The 19,609-nt window shown below is 73.9% G+C and carries 17 protein-coding genes; 5 read left to right on the plus strand and 12 right to left on the minus strand.

All coding sequences use genetic code 11. The features are described 5' to 3' along the window. From rho to AB1673_14060, 5 genes are all read left to right on the plus strand, one after another. Positions 1-1,267: transcription termination factor Rho (gene rho, locus AB1673_14040; GenBank protein ID MEW6155085.1), on the plus strand; the 1,267-nt coding region annotated here is incomplete at its 5' end. 58 nt (positions 1,268-1,325) lie between these two features. Continuing rightward, a complete protein-coding gene (gene rpmE, locus AB1673_14045) occupies positions 1,326-1,538 on the plus strand; it encodes a 50S ribosomal protein L31 (protein MEW6155086.1) in 213 nt (70 codons plus the stop codon). A 210-nt stretch (positions 1,539-1,748) separates the two neighbouring features. Continuing rightward, a complete protein-coding gene (prfA, locus tag AB1673_14050) occupies positions 1,749-2,807 on the plus strand; it encodes a peptide chain release factor 1 (GenBank protein ID MEW6155087.1) in 1,059 nt (352 codons plus the stop codon). Position 2,808: 1 nt separating this feature from the next. Further along, the gene (prmC, locus tag AB1673_14055) at positions 2,809-3,669 is read left to right on the plus strand and encodes a peptide chain release factor N(5)-glutamine methyltransferase (protein MEW6155088.1); all 861 of its coding nucleotides are present in this window, start codon (positions 2,809-2,811) and stop codon (positions 3,667-3,669) included. Then, positions 3,666-4,382 carry an L-threonylcarbamoyladenylate synthase gene (locus AB1673_14060; GenBank protein MEW6155089.1) on the plus strand — a complete coding sequence of 239 codons (717 nt, stop codon included), beginning with the start codon at positions 3,666-3,668 and terminating at the stop codon, positions 4,380-4,382. The genes prmC and AB1673_14060 overlap by 4 nt, the downstream gene beginning before the upstream one ends. Here the strand turns inward: AB1673_14060 and AB1673_14065 are convergent. From AB1673_14065 to AB1673_14120, 12 genes are all read right to left on the minus strand, one after another. Then, positions 4,294-4,893, minus strand: a complete 600-nt coding sequence (locus tag AB1673_14065; GenBank protein MEW6155090.1) for a hypothetical protein — start codon at positions 4,891-4,893, stop codon at positions 4,294-4,296. The genes AB1673_14060 and AB1673_14065 overlap by 89 nt on opposite strands. Before the next feature lie 247 nt (positions 4,894-5,140). Continuing rightward, a complete protein-coding gene (locus tag AB1673_14070; GenBank protein MEW6155091.1) occupies positions 5,141-5,596 on the minus strand; it encodes a hypothetical protein in 456 nt (151 codons plus the stop codon). 64 nt (positions 5,597-5,660) lie between these two features. Then, positions 5,661-8,564: a DUF4012 domain-containing protein gene (locus AB1673_14075; GenBank protein ID MEW6155092.1), complete on the minus strand. Its 2,904-nt coding sequence runs from the start codon at positions 8,562-8,564 to the stop codon at positions 5,661-5,663. 5 nt (positions 8,565-8,569) lie between these two features. After that, positions 8,570-9,595, minus strand: coding sequence for a GDP-mannose 4,6-dehydratase (locus tag AB1673_14080; protein MEW6155093.1), 1,026 nt, complete (start codon positions 9,593-9,595; stop codon positions 8,570-8,572). 5 nt (positions 9,596-9,600) lie between these two features. Further along, a complete protein-coding gene (locus AB1673_14085; protein ID MEW6155094.1) occupies positions 9,601-10,947 on the minus strand; it encodes an O-antigen ligase family protein in 1,347 nt (448 codons plus the stop codon). Beyond that, positions 10,944-12,491, minus strand: coding sequence for a hypothetical protein (locus tag AB1673_14090; GenBank protein MEW6155095.1), 1,548 nt, complete (start codon positions 12,489-12,491; stop codon positions 10,944-10,946). Before AB1673_14090 ends, AB1673_14085 begins: the two co-directional genes overlap by 4 nt. Before the next feature lie 93 nt (positions 12,492-12,584). Next, positions 12,585-13,712: a glycosyltransferase family 4 protein gene (locus AB1673_14095; GenBank protein ID MEW6155096.1), complete on the minus strand. Its 1,128-nt coding sequence runs from the start codon at positions 13,710-13,712 to the stop codon at positions 12,585-12,587. Continuing rightward, complete coding sequence (locus AB1673_14100; protein MEW6155097.1) at positions 13,709-16,042, minus strand: glycosyltransferase family 4 protein; 2,334 nt, start codon at positions 16,040-16,042, stop codon at positions 13,709-13,711. Before AB1673_14100 ends, AB1673_14095 begins: the two co-directional genes overlap by 4 nt. Continuing rightward, entirely contained in the window at positions 16,039-16,776 is a 738-nt protein-coding gene (gene kdsB / locus AB1673_14105) for a 3-deoxy-manno-octulosonate cytidylyltransferase (GenBank protein ID MEW6155098.1), read from the minus strand. The genes AB1673_14100 and kdsB overlap by 4 nt, the downstream gene beginning before the upstream one ends. Continuing rightward, a complete protein-coding gene (locus AB1673_14110; GenBank protein MEW6155099.1) occupies positions 16,773-16,931 on the minus strand; it encodes a hypothetical protein in 159 nt (52 codons plus the stop codon). The genes kdsB and AB1673_14110 overlap by 4 nt, the downstream gene beginning before the upstream one ends. Further along, the gene (locus AB1673_14115) at positions 16,928-18,478 is read right to left on the minus strand and encodes a hypothetical protein (protein MEW6155100.1); all 1,551 of its coding nucleotides are present in this window, start codon (positions 18,476-18,478) and stop codon (positions 16,928-16,930) included. The genes AB1673_14110 and AB1673_14115 overlap by 4 nt, the downstream gene beginning before the upstream one ends. 34 nt (positions 18,479-18,512) lie before the next feature. Then, complete coding sequence (locus AB1673_14120) at positions 18,513-19,517, minus strand: glycosyltransferase (GenBank protein ID MEW6155101.1); 1,005 nt, start codon at positions 19,515-19,517, stop codon at positions 18,513-18,515. Between the last annotated feature and the right edge of the window lie 92 nt (positions 19,518-19,609).

A 19,609-nucleotide genomic window follows, 5' to 3' on the forward strand; every position in this document is an offset into this window, starting at 1 on the left:
CGACCAGGACCGGGGTGGGCGAGGGGCCGACAACCAGGGCGAGCCCGGCAACCGGCGCAGCCGCCGCCGCCGGGGCCGCGACCGGGGCGAGCGGGACCTCCAGCAGGACCGGGGTATCGACCCCCAGAACTACCAGGGTGAGCTCGTCCCCGCCGAGGGCCTGCTCGACCTCAGGGACGAGGGTTACGGGTTCCTGCGCACGGGCGGGTTCCTGGCCGGCCCGCGCGACGCCTACGTGTCGCTCAGCCAGGTGCGCCGGTTCGCACTGCGCAAGGGCGACTACGTCCACGGCGCCAGCCGGCCGGCGGGCAGCAACGAGAAGTACCCGGCCCTGCTGCGCATCGACACGGTGAACGGCATGACCCCCGACGAGGCCCGCGCCCGGCCCCGCTTCGAGGACCTGACCCCGCTGTTCCCCGACTCCAAGCTCCGCCTGGAGGTGCCGGGCGACTCCAACAACATGATCGCCCGCATCGTCGACCTCGTCTCGCCCATCGGCAAGGGCCAGCGAGGGCTGATCGTGTCCCCGCCCAAGGCGGGCAAGACGACCGTGCTCAAGCAGATCGCCCACTCCATCGAGGCCAACAACCCCGAGGTGAAGCTGATCGTGCTGCTCGTCGACGAGCGGCCCGAGGAGGTCACCGACTTCCGCCGCTCGGTCAGGGGCGACGTGGTCTCCTCGACGTTCGACCGCCCCTCCGACGAGCACACCCAGGTGGCCGAGCTGGCCCTGGAGCGGGCCAAGCGGCTCGTCGAGCTGGGCCAGGACGTGGTGATCGTGCTCGACGGCATCACCCGCCTGGCCCGGGCCTACAACCTGGCCGCCCCCGCCACGGGGCGCATCATGTCCGGCGGCATCGACACGGGTGCCCTCTACCCCCCCAAGCGCTTCTTCGGGGCGGCCCGCAACATCGAAGAAGGGGGATCGCTGACGATCCTGGCCACTGCGCTGGTGGAGACGGGCTCGAAGATGGACGAGGTGATCTTCGAGGAGTTCAAGGGCACGGGCAACATGGAGCTCAAGCTCGACCGCAAGCTGGCCGAGCGCCGCATCTACCCGGCCCTCGACGTCAACGCCAGCTCCACCCGCCAGGAGCAGCTCCTGTTCGAGCGGGGCGAGCTCAACCAGGTTTGGAAGCTGCGCCGGGTCCTCAACGCCCTCGAACCGGGGGCCGGCCTCGAGCTTCTGATGGACAAGATCCGCACCACCCGTTCCAACGACGAGTTCCTGGCCGAGATCGCCAAAGCCCCGACCCCGTCGATCTGACCGGCGGTCACACCCCTATGATCGTTCCCAAAGTCATGTGCCATACGAAGGGTCAACCATGAGAGCCGACATCCATCCCCCTTACGGCGGCTCGACCGTGCGCTGCTCCTGCGGCAACACGTTCAGCACAGGCTCGACCAAGGCCGAGCTGCGAGTCGAGCTGTGCAACGAGTGCCACCCGTTCTTCACGGGCAAGCAGAAGCTGGTCGACACCGGTGGACGGGTCGAGCGCTTCGAGCGCCGTTACGGCGCCCGCAAGGCCAAGCAGTAGCACGGCGAGCATGGCTCGCTCCCGCGGTCTCGGAGGCTGGTGTCTAGAGCCTCCTCAGGCGGCCGACCGCCCCGTTCGCGGCTCGGCTGCGGGGCAAGTGTGCTGGTCAGAGACAGGTCGGCCGCCTCGGCGCGTAGCGCCGGACGCGAACGACACCAGCGCCCTCGGGCCACCCCCCGTGGCCTGCCCCGGGCTGTCCCGGCCACGGCCATGATCGAGCGCCTCGACCATCTGGCTCGGGAGTACGACGGGGTGCTGGAGCGGCTGTCCACGCCCGAGGTGCTCTCGGACCAGAAGGCCCTGGTCGAGATGTCGCGCCGGCTCAAGGAGCTCGAACCGATCGTGTCGGCTCACCGGCGCTACCAGGAGGCCGTCGAAGACCTGGCGGCCGCCCGGGAGATGCTGGCCGACTCCACGGGGGAGGACCGGGCCTTCCTCAAGGAGCAGATCGACGCGTCCGAGGCGTCCCTCGAGGCCCTCACAGCCGAGCTGCGGGTGCTTCTGCTGCCCAAGGACCCCAACGACGGCAAGAACGTGATCATCGAGATCCGCGGGGCCGAGGGGGGCGAAGAGGCCAACCTGTTCGCCAAGGACCTGTTCGAGATGTACAGCCGCTATGCCGACCGCCAGGGCTGGAAGCTGGAGGTGCTGGGCGCCGATCCCTCCGACATGGGCGGGTTCAACGGGGTCACGTTCCTGCTCAAGGGCGACGGCGTGTGGTCCCGCATGAAGCACGAGGCCGGCCCCCACCGGGTCCAGAGGGTGCCGATAACCGAGTCCCAGGGCCGGGTCCACACCAGCGCGGCCACCGTGAGCGTGCTGCCCGAGGCCGAGGAGGTCGACGTCCACATCGACGAGTCCGACCTCAAGATCGACGTGTACCGCTCGACCGGCCCGGGCGGCCAGTCGGTGAACACCACCGACTCGGCCGTGCGCATCACCCACCTGCCCACGGGCATGGTGGTGGCCATGCAGGACGAGAAGAGCCAGATCCAGAACCGGGCCAAGGCCCTCCAGGTGCTGAGGGCCCGCCTGCTCAAGTACGAGCAGGACCGCCAGGCGGCCGAGCTGTCCGAGGCCCGGAGGGGCCAGATCGGGGGCGGCGGTCGTTCCGAGAAGATCCGGACGTACAACTACAAGGAGAACCGGGTCAGCGACCACCGGATCGGGCTCACCCTCTACAAGCTCGACAAGGTGCTGATGGGCGAGCTCGACGAGCTGGTCGACGCCCTGGTGGGCGACGAACGGGCCCGCCAGCTGTCCGGGTGAGGTGACGACCACGACCTGGCGGGGGCTGTGGGCCGAGGCCGAGGCCCGCCTGGGCTCCCGCACCGAGGCTCGCCGCATCGTCGAACGGGCCTCCGGCTGGGAGGGCTCCGACCTCGTCCTCAACCTGGAGAGAGCGGTGCCCGACCGGGCCCTGCCCTTCGCCCGGGCCATGGTCGAGCGCCGGGCCGCGGGCGAGCCGTTGCAGTACGTCGTGGGCCGGTGGGGGTTCCGCCGCCTCGACCTCCTGGTGGACCGCCGGGCCCTGATCCCCAGGCCCGAGACCGAGACGGTGGTCGAGGTCGCCCTAGGCGAACTGCGGCGGCTGGGGCTCGACCGGCCCCCGCTGGTGGCCGACCTGGGCACGGGGACGGGGGCCATCGCCCTGTCGGTCGCCCTGGAGGTGCCTTCGGCCCGGGTGTGGGCCACCGACGTGTCCGCGGACGCCCTCGACCTGGCCCGGGCCAACCTGGCCGGTCTGGGCAGCCGGGCCGCCCCCCGGGTCTCGCTGGCCCACGGTGACTGGTTCGGGGCGCTGCCCGGCGAGCTCCGTGGGCGGTTCGACCTCGTGGTCTCCAACCCCCCTTACGTCGGCACGGGGGAGCGGCTGCCGGCCGAGGTGGCCGGCTGGGAGCCCCACGAGGCCCTGTACTCGGGCGCTACCGGCATGGAGGCCCTTTCGGCCCTGGTGGCCGGAGCGCCTACGTGGCTGGCCCGCCCGGCGGCCCTGGTGGTGGAGATCGCCCCCCACCAGCAGGGACCGGCGGTCGCCCTGGCCCGGGCCGGGGGCTTCGAGGACGTGGCCGTCCGGCCTGACATGGCCGGTCTGGCCCGCACCCTGGTGGGTAGGCTCGGTCCCCCATGACCCGTCGCCCTGACGGCCCGTCCGCCGCGGGGGCGGTCGCCGCACCCTCCCAGTCCTCCGGCCATCGCCCGGTGGTGCGGACCGTCGATCCCGCAGATGCCCTGGCCTTCTCGGACGTTGTGGCTGAAGCCGCGAGGGTGCTGGCTGGCGGCGGGCTGGTGGCGTTGCCTACCGACACGGTCTACGGGCTGGCCTGCGACCCCTTCCGACCGGGGGCCGCGGCCCGAGTGTTCGCGGCCAAGGGCCGGCCCCGGGGCGTGCCCCTGCCCGTGCTGGTGGCCAGCGTGGAGCAGGCTGACGAAGTGGGTGGGCCCTTCTCGGCCGTCACCGAGCGCCTGGTCGCGAGGTTCTGGCCGGGCCCGCTGACCGTCGTCGTGTCCCGCCGCCCGGGGGTGGCCGCCGACCTGGGCGACGAGGGGGGGACGATCGGGCTGCGGTTGCCCGACCACGTCCTGGTCCGGGCGCTGTGCGCCGAGGCCGGCCCGCTGGCCACCACCAGTGCCAACCGCCACGGCCAGCCGCCGGCGGTCACGGCCGCCGAGGTGGTCGAGGCCGTGGGGGGCCATGTGCCGCTGGTGCTCGACGGGGGCCGGTGCGAGGGAGAGCCCTCCACGGTCGTTGACCTCACCGGGCCTCGGCCCCGGCTCGTGCGCCCGGGGCGCCTGCCGTGGGACGCCATCGAGGCCGTCGTCGGGGACGGGCCGGGCGACTGATGAGCCGGTGGGAGATGTGGCTGGCCCGCTTGCCCGGGCCCGATGCCCTACGAGACCCGGCCCGCTGGGCCAGGGCCGCGGTGGTGGTCATCTGCGGGGCGGTCATCGCCGTCGCCGTCGTGGGATGGCCGAGCCGCACCTCGACGGCGCCCCCGCTGGCCCCGACCACCTCCACCAGCCGGCTCACCACGACCAGCACCGCGGGCTCACCGGTACCCACCACCGCGCCGGGTGGGCCCGACGCCAGTCCCTCCGGTATGACATCGGCGACGACACCGGCGACCGCACCGGCGACCGCACCGGCGACCAACCCAGGGACGGCACCGGCGACCACGCCCGCGACGACCGTCCCGGCCACCACCACGACCGCCCCGGCGACTACGACGAGCGCCCCCCCGACCACGGCCGCGCCCACCACCACGGTCGCCCCCACGACGTCGACGACGTCCGGTCCGACCCTGACCACCATCGGGCCGGGGGCCACGACCTCGTCGATCGCCGTGCCCGACATCCGTTTCCCCCGGGGCTTCCGGCCCTGACCCGGCCCTGACCGCCCCTCGGAGGCCGACCGGCCTCTGGCGGGCACCCCGTCACGCCAGGCGGCCACAGACCCGGTGGCCGGCCCCACCAGGGGGGCTGGTGCCTAATCCCTCCTCGGCGGCCGATCGCCCAGTCGGCGGTGAGGCCGATGTGCCGAGCCGCTGGTCAGAGCCAGGTCGGCCGCCTCCGCGCAGCGCCGACCGCGAAGCACCAGCCCTCTAGGGGCGGTGGTCCCGGCCGGCGGCGGCCCGCTCGACGGCCGCGATGTCCCAACGGCTGTCCTTCACGAGGACTCCGCGGTGGCTAGGGACGCGCCCCGGCCCGCGGACCGGTGGGGAGGCCGGGGCGGGCGGCGCGGGCGGAGACCCCACAGCCCGGCGGCGGCGGGCGATCGTGGACAACGTCACGAACAGGGCGGTGGCGCCAACACCGGCGGCCGCGGCCGGGACCACCGAAGCCGATGATCGGGCTGGCCGGGACAGGACGTCGCCGGCTCCCGGGATGGCCGAGCTCTCAGGAGCCTCGACCACCAAGGGGGCGGTCACCGTGGGGACGGCTCCGGGCGCCGTGCACGGGCCCGGGGTGCAGACGGCCTGCGCCCCGGCCGGGGCCGCGAGGACGACGAACAGGCCTGCGCCCAGCACGCCCTGCACCAGTCGGTTCCGTTCCAGCACCTGTCAATCAGCTCCAGCCGCGTCGTATGCCGCCTCGACGGCAGTAGTCCCGCGAACTCCAGTATCACCCAACTCGGGCCAGCTGGTCGAGCAACCGGGCCGCGCCCGACCGCTCCACCCTGACCCAGACGGTGGAGCCCCCCCGCTGGTCCTGCTCGAAGGTGACGGTCCTCGACCCGGTCCGCTGGGCGCCCCGGACGGCGGCCACCCGCCATCCTTCGGGCAGCGTGACCCGCCCCGACACCCGGTCGGGGTTTACCGCCGGCTGGCGCAGAAGGTCGAGGCGGTACCAGCCGTCGGGGCTGAGCTGGCCCGAGCCGGTCAGGCCCATGGCGACCGACACGGCCTGGCCGGCCGGTACCGAGACGGTCAGCGAGTGGGCCGAACGCCCGAGGTCGGGGTCGGTCGTGGCCGGGGCCGGTTCGCCGTTGACCGTGGCCGTGCTCACCCTCAGGGGGGTGTACGCCGAGACGTGGGCGCGGTTCTCCCCGGCCTCGAAGCGGCTGTCATAAGGCCCGATGACGATGGAGGGCAGGCCGCTGGGCGGGGCGCCGTTCTCCAAGGTGACCGTGAGGTCGGCGTCTATCTCGACGTCGGACCGGCCCGCGTGGGGCTGCAGGCGGACCTCGTAGTGCACCGAGCGCTGGAGGTAGTAGTCGATCTTGTTGGCCGCCATGTTCTGGGTCACGACCATGAGCGAGTCGCCGGCCACCGGGCTGAGGGCGCCGTCGGCCCCCATGAGCTCGACCAGGGCCTGCTCCGCGGGGTCGGCCATCCACAACTTGACGTGCTGGTCGGCGACCGCCTTGCCCAGGGCGGACCCGACCTTGGCCGGAGAACCGATGTCGGACGTGGTGAGGGCGGTCGCCACCTGGTTGGCCACCTCGCCCAGGAACTCGACCCTCAGGTGCTGGGGCAGCTCCTCGTAGGCCTGGCGCAGCGTGACGTCGACCAGGTTGTCAGGGGTGATCTGCGTGTCCCATGAGGGCACCGATACCGGTCCGGTCAGCTCCAGCAGGCGGGCCAGGGCGAAGGGGTCGACGGCGATCACCCCGTCGACCGGGCTCCCGCCCGACTGGGGGTAGAGCTGGGAGATGGCCCGGGCCGTGGTCGGGAAGTCGGGGGACACGTTGACCTGCTGCCAGGTTCGGGGGACGTCGAACTGACGCCAGCGCTGGAGGAACTCGTTCATCCCCTCCAGCCTGAGCGAGCCCTCGCGGGCCTCGTTGAGCTCGTCCAACCGGCCGAACCGCTCGAGCCGCAGCCGGCCGTCGTCGGCCACCAGCACGCCCCAGTTCCCCATGAACCCACCCGAGCCCCGCAGCTCGGCGTTGTTCTGGAACGCCAGGAAGTAGCGGCGAGGCCCGTCGGCCCCCAGCAGGCCGGGCATCAGCCGGGCCATCTCCACGATGGCCTCCGAGCGCTGCTCCTGGCGTTCGAGCACCCGCTGGGCGTCGGTCACGGCTTCGAGCAGGGGCGGGGCCACCAGCCCCCGGTCGAGGCCCCGCAGGCGTTCCCGAGACCGGGTGACCAGCGCCCGGGTGCGGTCCAGGAGGGGGGAGAGGGCGCGGATCTCCTCGACGGGGACGGCCCCGCCGCTCACCCGCACGGCGCTGGCCGTGTACGTGGAGGCCAAGAGCTGGCCTTCACGGGCCAGGTCCTCGCCGATGGAAGACAGCGTGCGGGCCGCCCGCAGGTTGGACGAGACCACGGGGACCACCGACCCGAGCGATACCAGCGGGCCGCTGAGCCGGGCCCGGGCGACGGCCAGCGACGACTGGGCCGACTCGAAGAGGGCGGCCGTCGTCTCGGCGTCGCCTCGTTCCAGGGCGTCGAGGGCGGCCACCGCGGCCTGGGCCCCCGAGCGGGCGGGGGCCGCCGCCCGGGCCAGGGCGACCAGCGCGGGGGCGGCCAGCAGGGGCAGGGCGACGGCCACCACCAGCAAGGCCCGGCGCAACCTGCGGGGCAGGCCGACGACAGGCTCGGAGTAGACCCGGGCCCGGGCCGTGCGGGCCGTGATGGCCGCCAACACGACCACGGCCACGGCCGCGGCCGTGCCCAGGGGCACCACGTCGCGCCCGGCCAGGACGGCCACGGTGGCCAGCATGGCCTCGGCGGCCAGGAGTGTGGCCACGGCCCGTCGGGGCGAGCTCCCGCGGGCCACCAGCCGGTGGGACAGGTGGTCGCGCCCGCCCTCCATCACCGATCGGCCCCGGCGCAACCGGGCCAGGGTCACCATCGAGGTGTCGAGGACAGGTATAGCCAGGATCATGAGGGGCACGAGGAACCCCCGGGGCACCTGCAGGGCGGTATCCACGTCGATGGTGATCACGGCCAGCATGAAGCCCAGGAACAGGCTGCCGGTGTCGCCCATGAACACCGATGCGGGCGGGCGGTTGAAGGCCAGGAAGCCGAGGCACGCCCCTGCCGTGGACGCCGCGAAGGTGGCCACCACGGGCTGGCCGGCCCCCACCGCCAAGGCAAAGACGGCCGTGGCCGCCAGGGCGGTGATCCCCGCGGCCAGCGCGTCCATGTTGTCGAGCAGGTTGATGGCGTTGGTGATGCCTACGATCCACAGCACCGTGATGGCGAAGTCGGCGGCCGGCATGGCCGTGGCGCTGATGCGCAGCCCGGCACCCGTGGCCAGAAGGGCAGCGGCCACCTGCACGGCGAACCGTACCCGGGGCGAGAGCGTCCGGTCGTCGTCCACCAGGCCCATGGCGGCCAGCAGGGTGGCGGCCAGGGCGATCAGCCCGACTTTGGACGCCAGGGGGAACTCGAAGGCCATGCCCACCAGGGCACCGGCGATCAGGCCCACGCCTCCTAGGTAGGGGACGGGCGCGGCATGGCTCTTGCGGGCGCTGGGTACGTCGACGAAGCCGATCTCGAGGGCCAGCCGGCGGCACCGGCCGACCGCGACGAGGGCCACGACGAGGGCGGCACCGAAGGCCAGGGCCCAGGTCGGCATTCAGCTCACCTGACGGGCATGGGCCCCGCGGCGGGTTCGGCGAGCGCCTCGGCGTACGCCTCGTCGAGTATCTGGTCGAGGTCCCTGGTCGTCCGCCAGCCGATCAGCTCACGCAACTTGGTCGTGTCGGGCACCCGCCGGCGCATGTCCTCGAACCCCACGGGATAAGCATCCCGGTAGGCGATGAGCTCGATGGGCACAGGGTCGTTCCCGCTCCGCCCGGCCCACCCGGCCTTTTCCGCCCGCGCCGCCACCCGCTGGGCCAGCTCGAGGATGGTGACCTCCTCCTGGGAGCCGAGGTTGAAGACCTCGCCCACGGACCGGGGGTCGTCGAACAGGCCGAGCATGCCGGCGACCACGTCGGACACATGGCAGAAGCACCGGCTCTGGGAGCCGTCACCGAAGACGGTGAGCGCTTGGCCGTTGGCCGCCTGGCGAACGAGCCTGGGGATGACCATGCCGTAGGCCGGGCTCTGGCGGGGGCCCACGGTGTTGAACAGGCGGATGACGGTGGTGGGCAGGCCCCGCTCGCGGTGGTACACGTAGGCCAGGATCTCGTCGACCGCTTTGGCCGTGCTGTAGGCCCACCGGGCCACGGCCGGCGAGCCCAGCACCCGGTCGGCGTCCTCGCGCAGGGGCACCGTCGAGTTCTTCCCGTAGATCTCCGACGTGCTGGTAAGCACGATGCGCCGCCGGTACTTGTGGGCCGCGGCCAGCACGATCTCCGACCCCCGGATGTTGGTCGTGAACGAGCGCAGGGGCTGCTCGACGATGAGGCGCACGCCCACGGCGGCCGCCAGGTGGAAGACCGAGTCGCACTCGTGCGTCAGCTCGTCGACGATCAGCTCGTCGAGCACCGAGCCCTGCACGAACCGCAGGCGGGGGTGGTCGACGACGGCCGCCAGGTTGTCGAGGGACCCGGTGGACAGGTTGTCGAGCACGATCACCTCGTCGCCCCGGGCCAGCAGCGCCTCCACCAGGTGGGAGCCGATGAACCCGGACCCACCGGTGACTAGGACGCGACGAACCACGGCCGTCATCGTAGAGCACGCCGTCCGGTGGTCGGTCCCACGGTGGGGTGGTCTTCGTCCAGTTCAGTGGGGGCGCGCAGGCCCAGGCCGACGTAGATGAAGAACAGGACGGTGCCCAGGGACTGGGCGTACAAGGTCATCTCCGCGACCGAGAGAGTCAGGAAGGCGGTGGCGAACAGCACTCCCGTGCGGTCCCTACCGATCATGGTGTGCATGCTCGACGCCAGGAACGCGCCCAGCAGCAGCACCCCTGGCACCCCCGTGAAGGCGAACGTGCTGACCAGGAGGTTGTAGGGCTGCACGTCGGAGGCGAACGCCCGGTTCTGGGCCCGCCGGGCGGCCGCCTCCTCGGGGTCGGTCGGCAGGTTGGCGCTCCATCCCTTGCCGAACAGGGGGGAGGACAACCCGGCCCGCAAGCCTCGTTCGATGGACACCTCCCGGAACTCCCGGCTGGCGGGGTTGAGGTCGAAAGCCTGGGTGGCCGGGCCGTAGAGCGCCGCCCCGCCCACGACCAGCAGGGCCATGAGCGTCGCCACCTTGCGCCGGGTGAGGGCGCCGAGCAGGGGGAGGGCCAGCATGGCTCCCATGGCTACGATCGGGCCGCGCGAGCGGGCCAGGAGCACGCCCATGACCAGGAGCACGACCAGCACCCGCCAGCCCCGGGGCCGGAGGGCGCCGGCCACCAGGGGGGCCAGCCCGGCCATGGCCAGCAGGGACAACTGATGGGGGTCGCCGATGTGGAGCCCGATGAGCCTGCTCGATCCCTGGCTGGGGATGCTCCAGGCGACCTCTATGACCGCGAACGCGCAGAAGAACCCGTAAAGGGCCCGCTTGTCCAGGGCGCGGTCGGCGGCCAGGACGGCGCACAGCGCCCCGTAGAGCGTGAGCCGTTGCAGGGGGGTGGTGCCGACTCCGCTGAAGACCGTGCACAGCCAGGCCCACCCCAGGAACAGCAGCAGCCAGGTGACCGGTCCCCCGAAGCGGAGGCGGCGCTCGGACAGCAGCACCCAGGCCCGGCGAGCGATGTACACGCCGATGAGCACGTCGGCCACCGTGACCGGGCCGGCCACGGGGGCCAGGTTCAGCGAGCGCATGCTCAGGGCGACGGCCGCCACCAGCAGCCACGGCGGGGCCAGCAGGGCGCACGAGCCCGCCACCAGGGCGAGGCCCAGGCGGTTGACGGGCGTGCCCGCGGGCCGGGTCAGGCCGTAGGCCACGATCAAGGACGCCCCTACGACGACCGCCGCCCGCCCGGCCGGGCCCGTCAGGGCCTCGGCCCGGTGCCGCAGGGAACGGCCCAGCCGCGCCCCGGCCCCGGCCCGGGCCCTGGTCGAGGCCCTGGTCGAGCTCAACCGGGCCCGACGGTCACGACGACCACCTCTTCGGTCGTCTGCCCGGCGATGTCCTCGACGGTGACCGTCAGCGTGTTGGCCCCGGCCGACACCGGGAACCCGGCCACCGACCACGACAGGGTCAGCGGTTCGTCCCACACCATGGGGGCGGCCGTGCGCCGGCCCCCCTCGTCACGCACGACCACCGACCTGATGGCCAGCGGGGAGGCGGCCGTCCCCTCCAGCGCGACCGTCGTCGCCGAGGCCGGGGCGGCGGGCGTCGACACGCTCAGCCGGGGAGGACCGGCGGCCGGCGGGGGCGGCTGCGAGGCGGCCTTGATGGCCGCCAGGTAGGGGCGGAAGTCGAAGTCGGAGACGGCACCGTAGGAGTAAATGTAGATCTCGCCCCCCGAGGTCCACACCCGGAACCGATCGAGCTGGGTGGCCGCCGCCTCGGGGGTGCTGGGGGGCTGCCCGGTGGTGTTGTCGAGCCACGCGGCCGGGGCCTGGAAGACGCGGGCACTGGCGTAGGTCCAGTTGGTCCACGTGCGCGACAGGTAGGCGTGCAACTGGTTCTGGGCGTTGCGCAGCGCGATGTCCCAGTCGGTCGAAGGGAACGGCCTCTTGAAGAACAGCTCGCCTGTGAACCGGATGGCCTTGTAGCCCTGGACGCTGCTGATGCCCTTCCACCAGTCGCTCTGCACCCGGTTGTCGAAGGGCGGGCCTCGGTACTCGCTCTGGACGATGGCGTCCCACGTCTCGGGGAACTTGGCCCCGTAGGAGAACAGCTCGACCTCGGGGAAGGCGGCCAGGATGGTCTCCATGAACTGCTGGCCCCGGCGGGTGACCTGGGCACGGACCTGGGCCTCGGGCCGGTTGTTGCCCTGGTAGTTCCAGTTCCATGTGCCCCCGCCGGGGTAGAGCTCCTCGTCGAAGCCGACCCCCGCGAACCCCAGCAGGCGGGCCGCTCCCGAGATGTCGCGCACCTTGGGGAGCACGAGGTCGGACCACCCGGCGTCGTCGAACCACTCGGCCAGCACCGTACGCGGGTTGTTGCGGTTGAGCGTGTAGAAGGTCAGGTACGCCTTCATCTCGCCGCTCTTGAGCCGCTTGACCAGAGGGGACGCGGCCAACTGGCGCTGCAGGCGGTAAGGCTCGGCGCTCAGGTCGGCCCGCGGGTCGCCCGTCCATTCGTACTGGCGGTCGAGGTCGTTGGCCGCCGTCATGCCGCTCAGGGTCTGGAGCCGGCAGACGAAGCCGCCCACGCCGTTGGCCGCCCAGCGGTCGAGCTCCGCCTCGGTGAAGTTGGCGCACTCGGTGCCGCCTGTCCACAGCATGACCCGGTGCTGGACATCGGGGAGCGGCCCCCCTTGGCCGGTCTCGACCTGTCCGGGCGCGGTGCCATCGGGGACGGTGCCGTCGGGCCGGAACTCGCCGTCGGTACAGGCCGCCAGCGTGATGGCCAGGACCGACACCAGGGCCGCCGTCCAGGTCCGGCGGTGGGCTTGGCCGTGAGGGGGGCGGGGATGGGGGGACCGCCCCCGGATGGTCGCGCAGGTGTTCATCGAAGGCGGTTCGGAGGCGGGTCGTCCCAGCCGGCACGCCGCGCCCCGCACCCGGACGCTACCAGTCGTCGCCCCACCCCCTCGGTCGGCCCCTCAGCCTGCCCGGCCGGCTCGGAGCCGGCGGGCCAGGGCGGCGGCCGGAGGGCGGGCTGCGATCTCGGCAGCCAGGTCCATCACGGCCTCGGCCCAGTGGCCGATGGAATGGTTCTCCACGATCTGCTGCCTCAGGGCCGTCCCGACGGCCGCCAGGCGGGCGCGATCGCGGGCCGCCAGGGCGGCGACCTCGGCCACCCGCTCGGCCAGCGCGGAGGGGTCGCCCGCCCGGTAGAGGAGGTCGAGGCCACCACCTCGGACCAGGTCGGCCAGCGCCGTGTTGGAGGCCACCACCGGGCGCCCGCACGCCATGGCCTCGAAGATCACCTTGTCCCCCGACCCCGAGGCGGTGGCATTGACGAGGGCGGTGGCCGCGTGGATGCGGGCCGGCACCTCGGCTTGGGGGACGCCCGGCTTGAAGACCTCGTCCCCGTCGAGGCCGAGCCGGCGGCAGAGGGCGGCCAGCTCCGACGCGTGGCGCGTCTCGGCGGCCGTGGTCACCGGGGCGGCGATGTCGAGGGTGGCGTCGACACCGGCCTGGCGGGCCAGGGCGAAGCCTTCCAGGATGGTCCCGTAGCCCTTCACGGGCGCCGGCCGCCCCAGGGCCAGCAGCCGGCACTGGGCCCCCTCGGGAGGCGGGGCGTAGGAGAACCTCTCGGTGTCGATGGCCTGGCCGATCACCCGGAGGCGGTCGGTCGAGCGGGGATAGGTGCCGGCCACCGTCGTGAGCACGACGTCGGACAGGGCCTCGGCCAGGGCCAGCTTGGGCGAGTCCCTGGGATGGGCGTACCACAGCATCGTGCGCCCGCCCGTGGCCCGCAGCGCCGGTGCCCCCAGGACCAGGTAGACGGGCACCATGTGGGCCAGCAGGGTGGCGGGGCGCATCCGCCGGGCCAAGGTGGTGACGACCCGCTCGTACTCCAGCGTCCGCAGTGCCCGGCTGCGGCCCAGTTCCTTGCCCAACGAGTGGACATCGGCCCCCAGGTCGGTGGGCACCCGCCGGACCTCGTTGGCCACGACCGCCACCCGGGCGCCCCGGGCCACCAGCGCTCTCACCTGGTTCACGACGAAGCCGAGCACGGGGTCGTCGGGGTCCACGACCTGGGTGGCGAAGATGACCGACGTCACCGGGCCGGCTCCTGCTCCAGGTCTACCTGGCCCCCGCCCGCCACCCAGCGGGCTAGGTCGGCGATGCCGGCCGCGTAGCGGTCGGCCGGGGCCTCGGCCTCGGCCCACGCCCGCCCTGCCTGGCCCAGGCCGGCGGCCAGCCCGGCGTCGGTGAGCACCTCGACGAGGGCGGCAGCCAGGGCGTCGGGGCGCTCGGGGGGGACGAGCAGGCCCGTCCCCCGGTCGCGGACCGTCTCGGGGACCCCGCCCACGGCCGTGGCCACCACCGCCCGCCCCCGGCACATGGCCTCGACCAGTACCCGGCCCATGGCCTCCGAACGTGACGGCAGCACCAGGCACGTCGACTGGTCGAGCAGGGCCCCGATCTCGGACGGGGGCACGGGGCCCAGCACCTCCACGGTCCCGGCCACGTCGTCGCGGGCCACCCGGTGGTCGAGCCATCCCCTCAGGCGCCCACCCCCGGCGATGGCCAGGCGGGCGCTGGTGGGCAGGTCGGCGCGGGCCTCGGCCCAGGCGTCGAGCAACACGTCGAGGGCCTTGGGGCTTTCCAGGGCGCCCAGGAACAGGGCCCGGGGTGAGGCCGGCAGGGCAGCGGCGGGCGTGGCCACCAGGTCGGCGTAGTCGCCGTGGGCCAGGTAGCGCACGACCGGGCCGCGGTACCCGGCGTCGCGGGCCAGTTGCTCGGTCCACAAGCTGACGGCCCGCACCTGGTCGGCCCTTACCAGCGCCCACCGGCAGGCCCGGTCGGCCACCGGCCCCGCCAGCCGCCGGGCCCGGCTGCCGTAGAGGCGGGTGGCGACCCGCCAGTCGCTGTGGACCTCGACCTGCACGAGCGGGCGCCACCGCCGCGGGACCAGCGCCCGGACGGCCATGACGCCCACCGCCTCGAAGGGGCTCTGGCACACGACGGCCGACGGCCGCCGGCGGGCGGCCCGGGCCACGGCCACCACTGCGCCGGCCGTGTAGAAGGCGGCCGAGCCCAGGGCCGCGGGCCGCAGGGCCGGGAAGCACACGACCTCGACGCCTGCTATGGGGCGACGCCCGGCCGGCCCGGTGCCCACGACCACCTGGTCGAGGAGGCGGGCGTGGAGGGCGAACTTGGCCTCGGTGCGGGCCGGGACGGGCTCGGGGACACGGCTCTTGCCGAAGAACACCACCCGGGGGCGGCCGGTCGCGGCCCGCTCGAACAGCTCGACGAGGGCGTCGGCGCACCGCCCGAAGTCCCACTGGCGCCCGCTGGTCCGCGCCCCTTCGGCCAGGGCCTCTTGCAGGCCGGGCTCGTCACGGAGCCGGACGAGGGCGGCGGCCAGCGCGCTCGCCGTCATGGGCTCGACGACCAGGCCGTTGTGGCCGTCGACCACGACTTCCAGATGGCCGGGGGCGCCCGCGACCACCACCGGGGTGCCGACGACCAGCGACTCGATCGTGACGTGGGAGAGCCCCTCGTAACTGCTGGGGAGGACGAGGGCGTGAGCCGCAGCCAGCGCCTCCAGCACCTGGTCATGGCCCACCTCGCCCGCGAAGCTCACCCGGTCCCCGAGCCCGAGGGCCGCGGCCCGGTCCTCCAGGGCCCGCCGTTGGGGCCCGTCCCCGATGACCGTGAGCCTCGCGCCGTCCACCTCGGCCACCGCCTCCAGCAGAACGTCGACCCGTTTGTGGGGCACCAGCCGGCCGGCGAACACCAGCGCCGGGCCCCCACCTCGGGAAACCTGCGCGGGAATCGTGGGCGTTTCGCCCACGATTCCCGCGCAGGTTTGCGGGGGGTGGGGGTGGGGGTGGGGGTGGGCCACCCCGTTGGGCACGACGGTCACGTCCTGGCCCGGGGCCCAGGTCTGGGCCCAGCGGGCCAGGGCGTGGCCTGGGGTGACCACCGCGCTGGCCCGGCGGGCGCACCAGTTGCGCGACCAGCGCACGGCCCGCAGGCGGGCCGGCAGCATGCGAAGGGCCTGGAAGTCCTCGAACGAGCAGTCGACCAGGCCCCGCTCGCGACCCCGTTCCCAGGCCACGTCGCCCACGATCTTGAGGACGACGGGGCGGCCGGCCAGGCGGGCGCCGGGCACGGCCACCAGGTGCTGGCCGGTGGCGTACACGAGGTCGTAGCTCCGCCGGTGGCGGACCAGCCACCAGATGCCGGCCACGGCCCGCACCGGCCAGGGGGTGGACCGGCGGTGGCGCACGACGCCCGGCTCGGCTCCCTCGTCCCCCCGGCCCAGCGTCAGCACGGTCACGCCGTGGCCCCGGGCCCGCAGCTCGGCCGTCAGGTCGGCGGCGTGGGTGGCCGGGCCCCCAATGTCGGGAGGGAACAGCCCGGTGCACACGACGATCCTCAAGGGCGGCCGGCGGCCAGCAGCGACTCGACGGCGGCCACGTCCTCGGGGCGGTCGACGGCGTGGACCGAGACGTCGACCTCGACGGCCGCGATAGTGAGCCCCAGGGACAGGGCGCGGAGCTGTTCGAGCCGCTCGGTCGTCTCTAAGGTGGTGGGGGCGGCGGCCACGTAGCGGCCCAGGGCCTCGTGGCGGTAGGCGTACACCCCGAGGTGCTGCCACACGGTGGGCGCGCCCCACGGGACCACCGAGCGGGAGAAGTAACGAGCCGTGCCGTCGTCGTCGCGGGCCACCGTGACCACGTCGTCGGGGGCGGCCCGCGCCCGCAGGACGGCCACCACGGGGGTGGCCACGTCGGCCGCCCGGTCTCCCGAGAGCCGGTCCACGAGGCGGTCGAGCACCCAGCCGGGCAGCAGGGGCTCGTCGCACTGGAGGTTCACGACGATGCCGCCCGGCTCGACAGGCGGGTGGGCACGGCCGAGGGCGGCCCACACCCGGTCGCTGCCCGACGCCAGCGCGGGCGCCGTCATGACCACCTCGGCCCCCAGGCCGCCGGCCACCGCCGCGATCTCGGGGTCGTCGGTGGCCACCAGCACCCTCGCCCCGCACGTGGTGGACGAGGCCGTGGACAGGGCGTAGGCCAGCAGGGGACGGCCGGCCACCAGGGCCAGCGGCTTGCGGGGGAACCGGGAGCTGGCGGCCCGCGCCGGGATGACGATCGTGACCGGCCCGCTCACGGCGCCCGCCTCCCCGGCCCGGTCACGGCCCGGCCCCGGCCCGGTCCGGTCACGGCGCGGCCCTGGCCCCGGCCCGTCCCGGTCACGGCGCGGCCCCGGCCCCCGCCCGTCCCGGTCACGGCGCGGCCCCGGCCCCGGCCCGTCCCGGTGGTCACCTTCCCCGGGCGGTGGCCAGGCCCCGGCGGGCGACGGTGCGGGCCCGGCGCAGGGGCCGGGAGACCGTGCGCCCCAGCCGCACGGGCCAGCTCGAGCGCAACGCCGCCAGTTCGGCCTCCAGCTTGGCGATGCGTAGGCGGGCGGTGGCCAGGTCGAGGGAAGCACCCGTCAGCACCGAACGCCGGTTGGGGGCCAGGGCCAGGGCGGCCGCCAGCGAGCGCTTGACGTGGCCGGCGGCGATGAGGGCCTCGACCTCCTCGGGGGGCACGGCCCCGGCCTCGACGGCCTCGCGGTACCAGGTCATCCAGATGTCGGCCAGCGGGTTCTCGTCGTTGCGCCACGGCTGGGTGGGGGCGACGGTGTAGTGGAGCAGGCGGGTCACGCCCGGCTCGTAGCGTTCGAGGTGGTTCCACTCGACCGGGAGGGTGTCGGAGATCTCGCCGGGCCCGAGGATGCACAGCTCGCTCATGAGCTGGGAGTACGTGTATTGGCCGGCGTCGAGGCCGGCCACGATCTCCTCCACGTCCCAGTCCAGCCGCTCGCAGTCGAGCACCATGACGGCCGTGTGGCGGCCGGGGTGGAAGGCGGGGTTGCCGGCCCAGGCGGCCGGGGGCTCGGCCTGGTTCGTGCACAGCACCTTGGCCCCGCCGAAGGGCACCTCGGCCAGCTCGGCGACGTCGCCGAACACGAGCATGTCGGCGTCGACGTAGACGGCCCGGCCCCGGTAGTTGCACAGGCTGGGTATCAGGAACCGGCAGAAGGAGAACTCGGTGGCCGGGCGGTTGGCCGCGTCCTTGGGCATGGGGGTCTTCAGGCCCAGCATGGGGACGATCTCGACGGGCACCGACGCCGACTTGCGGATCGAGTACTCCAGCACCCGGTGGGCGACCACGTGGCTGGGCTCGGTGCCGATGAACACCCGCAGCGGCTCGACCAGCGGCCCGTAGTCGATGCCGTGCTCGTCCACGATGAGCTGGATCTGGCGGAACTGGATGTCGAAGGCCTCATAGCCGTTGGCCAGCAGGGTGCGGCCCGCCAGGTCGCCGAACGAACCGGCGTAGGCCCGCCCCCCGTCTAGGCCCAGGGACCGGATCTTGCGGGCCCCGATCCGGGCGAGGATGCCGATGGCCGCCTCGCCGCTGAAGTAACGCACCCCGATGACCGGGGAGCTGCCTTCGGGCTTGCTGCCCAGCAGGTTGTACCAGACGAGCCGGCCCTGCTCGTCGAGCTCGCGCAGCACCGGGTAGTCGGCGAAGTGGTCCTCCAGCAGGCGGGGATCGCGCTGGTGGTCGACGTTGGGCCGCCGGGGCATCAGCAGCCACCGGCAGTTGGCGGCCAGGCGGTCGCCGCACGACCCGACCACCTCGACGTCGATGGCGTGGGCCACGTCCACCGCCATCCGGTCGACCACGTGGTTCAGGCCCATGGTGTTGAACCCGGTCAGGTCGAACTCGCCCCGCCGGTCGAAGGTGGGGCCTTTGCCCACGACCAGCCAGGGCCGGTCGGGGAGCGAGGCCGAGCGCGCCCATTCGGTCAGCTCCAGCATGCCGGCCCTCCCACGGCCCCACGGTAGTGGGCCTTCATCGGGCCAGGTCGCGGGCCACGCTGCGGATCCCGCTGGAGTAGGCCCGGTAGCGCCCGGTGGCCATCTCCCTGACTACCGCCGGCACGCGCCGCAGCCGCCCGCTGGGCAGCCCCAGCCGGGCCCGGAGGTGCTCCACCCGCTGCTCGAGATCGGCCACTGCCGCCCCCGCCGCCGGCCCGCCCGCGGCCCGCAGGCGGTCGAGCACGGCCGACGACCACTGGAGCTGGCGGGACTGGCGGTCGACGACCGACGACAGCTTGGCCCGGCCCAGCACCAGCGCGGGCAGCGGTGCCAGCGTGCGGGGGCTGGCCGGGAGCCCGGCCGCCTGTTCGTCGTGGCGGCGGTAGCCGACGAGCCGGTCCTCGACGGCCGTGACCGGCCCCACGGCCGCCGCCAGCAGGGCCGTCCAGGCGTCGTGGAGCAGGGCGGGGCGGGGCTCGGCCATCCACGGCGGCAGCGGGAGCACCAGGTCGCGCAGCTCCGAGCGAAAGGCCAGTGTGGCCCCCGTGACCGTGCCGCCGTGGGCCCGCTGGCGCTCCGAGAGCACCTCGAAGGCGTGCCCGCCGTTCACCCGCGCCACGTCGGGGGCGCCGAAGCCCACCGACTCCCAGGCGGTGAGGCCCACGGGCCGGGAGGAGCTGTCGATCACCGTCGCGTCGGAGAACACCAGACCGGGCCGGCGCGGCCCCTCCAACTCCTCCTCCAGCCGGGCCAGGCGGGCCGGCGCCCACTCGTCGTCCTGGTCGCACAGGGCCACGGCGTCGCCCGAGCAGGCGGCCATAGCCCCCTCGAAGTTGAGGCACGGGCCTCGCCGGGAGGGGTTCACCCCTACCTCCACCGGGAAAGGGGCCTGGGCCGCGAACTCCTCGAGCAGGCGCACGGTGGCGTCGGTCGATCCGTCGTCGCGGACGACCAGCTCGTCGGGCAGCCGGCTCTGGGCCGCGATGGAAGCCAACTGGCGCTCGAGGAACCTCTCGCCCTGGTAGGTGCACATGGCCACGGACAGACGCAGGTCGGCCTCCCTTCGCGCAGCCTCGACGCTATGCCCGCGGGAGCTTGACACGCCCGCCGGCGGGGGCCAGATTCTCCCTC

This window comes from Actinomycetota bacterium (assembly GCA_040754375.1).
In the GTDB taxonomy this organism is placed as follows: domain Bacteria; phylum Actinomycetota; class Acidimicrobiia; order Acidimicrobiales; family AC-14; genus JBFMCT01.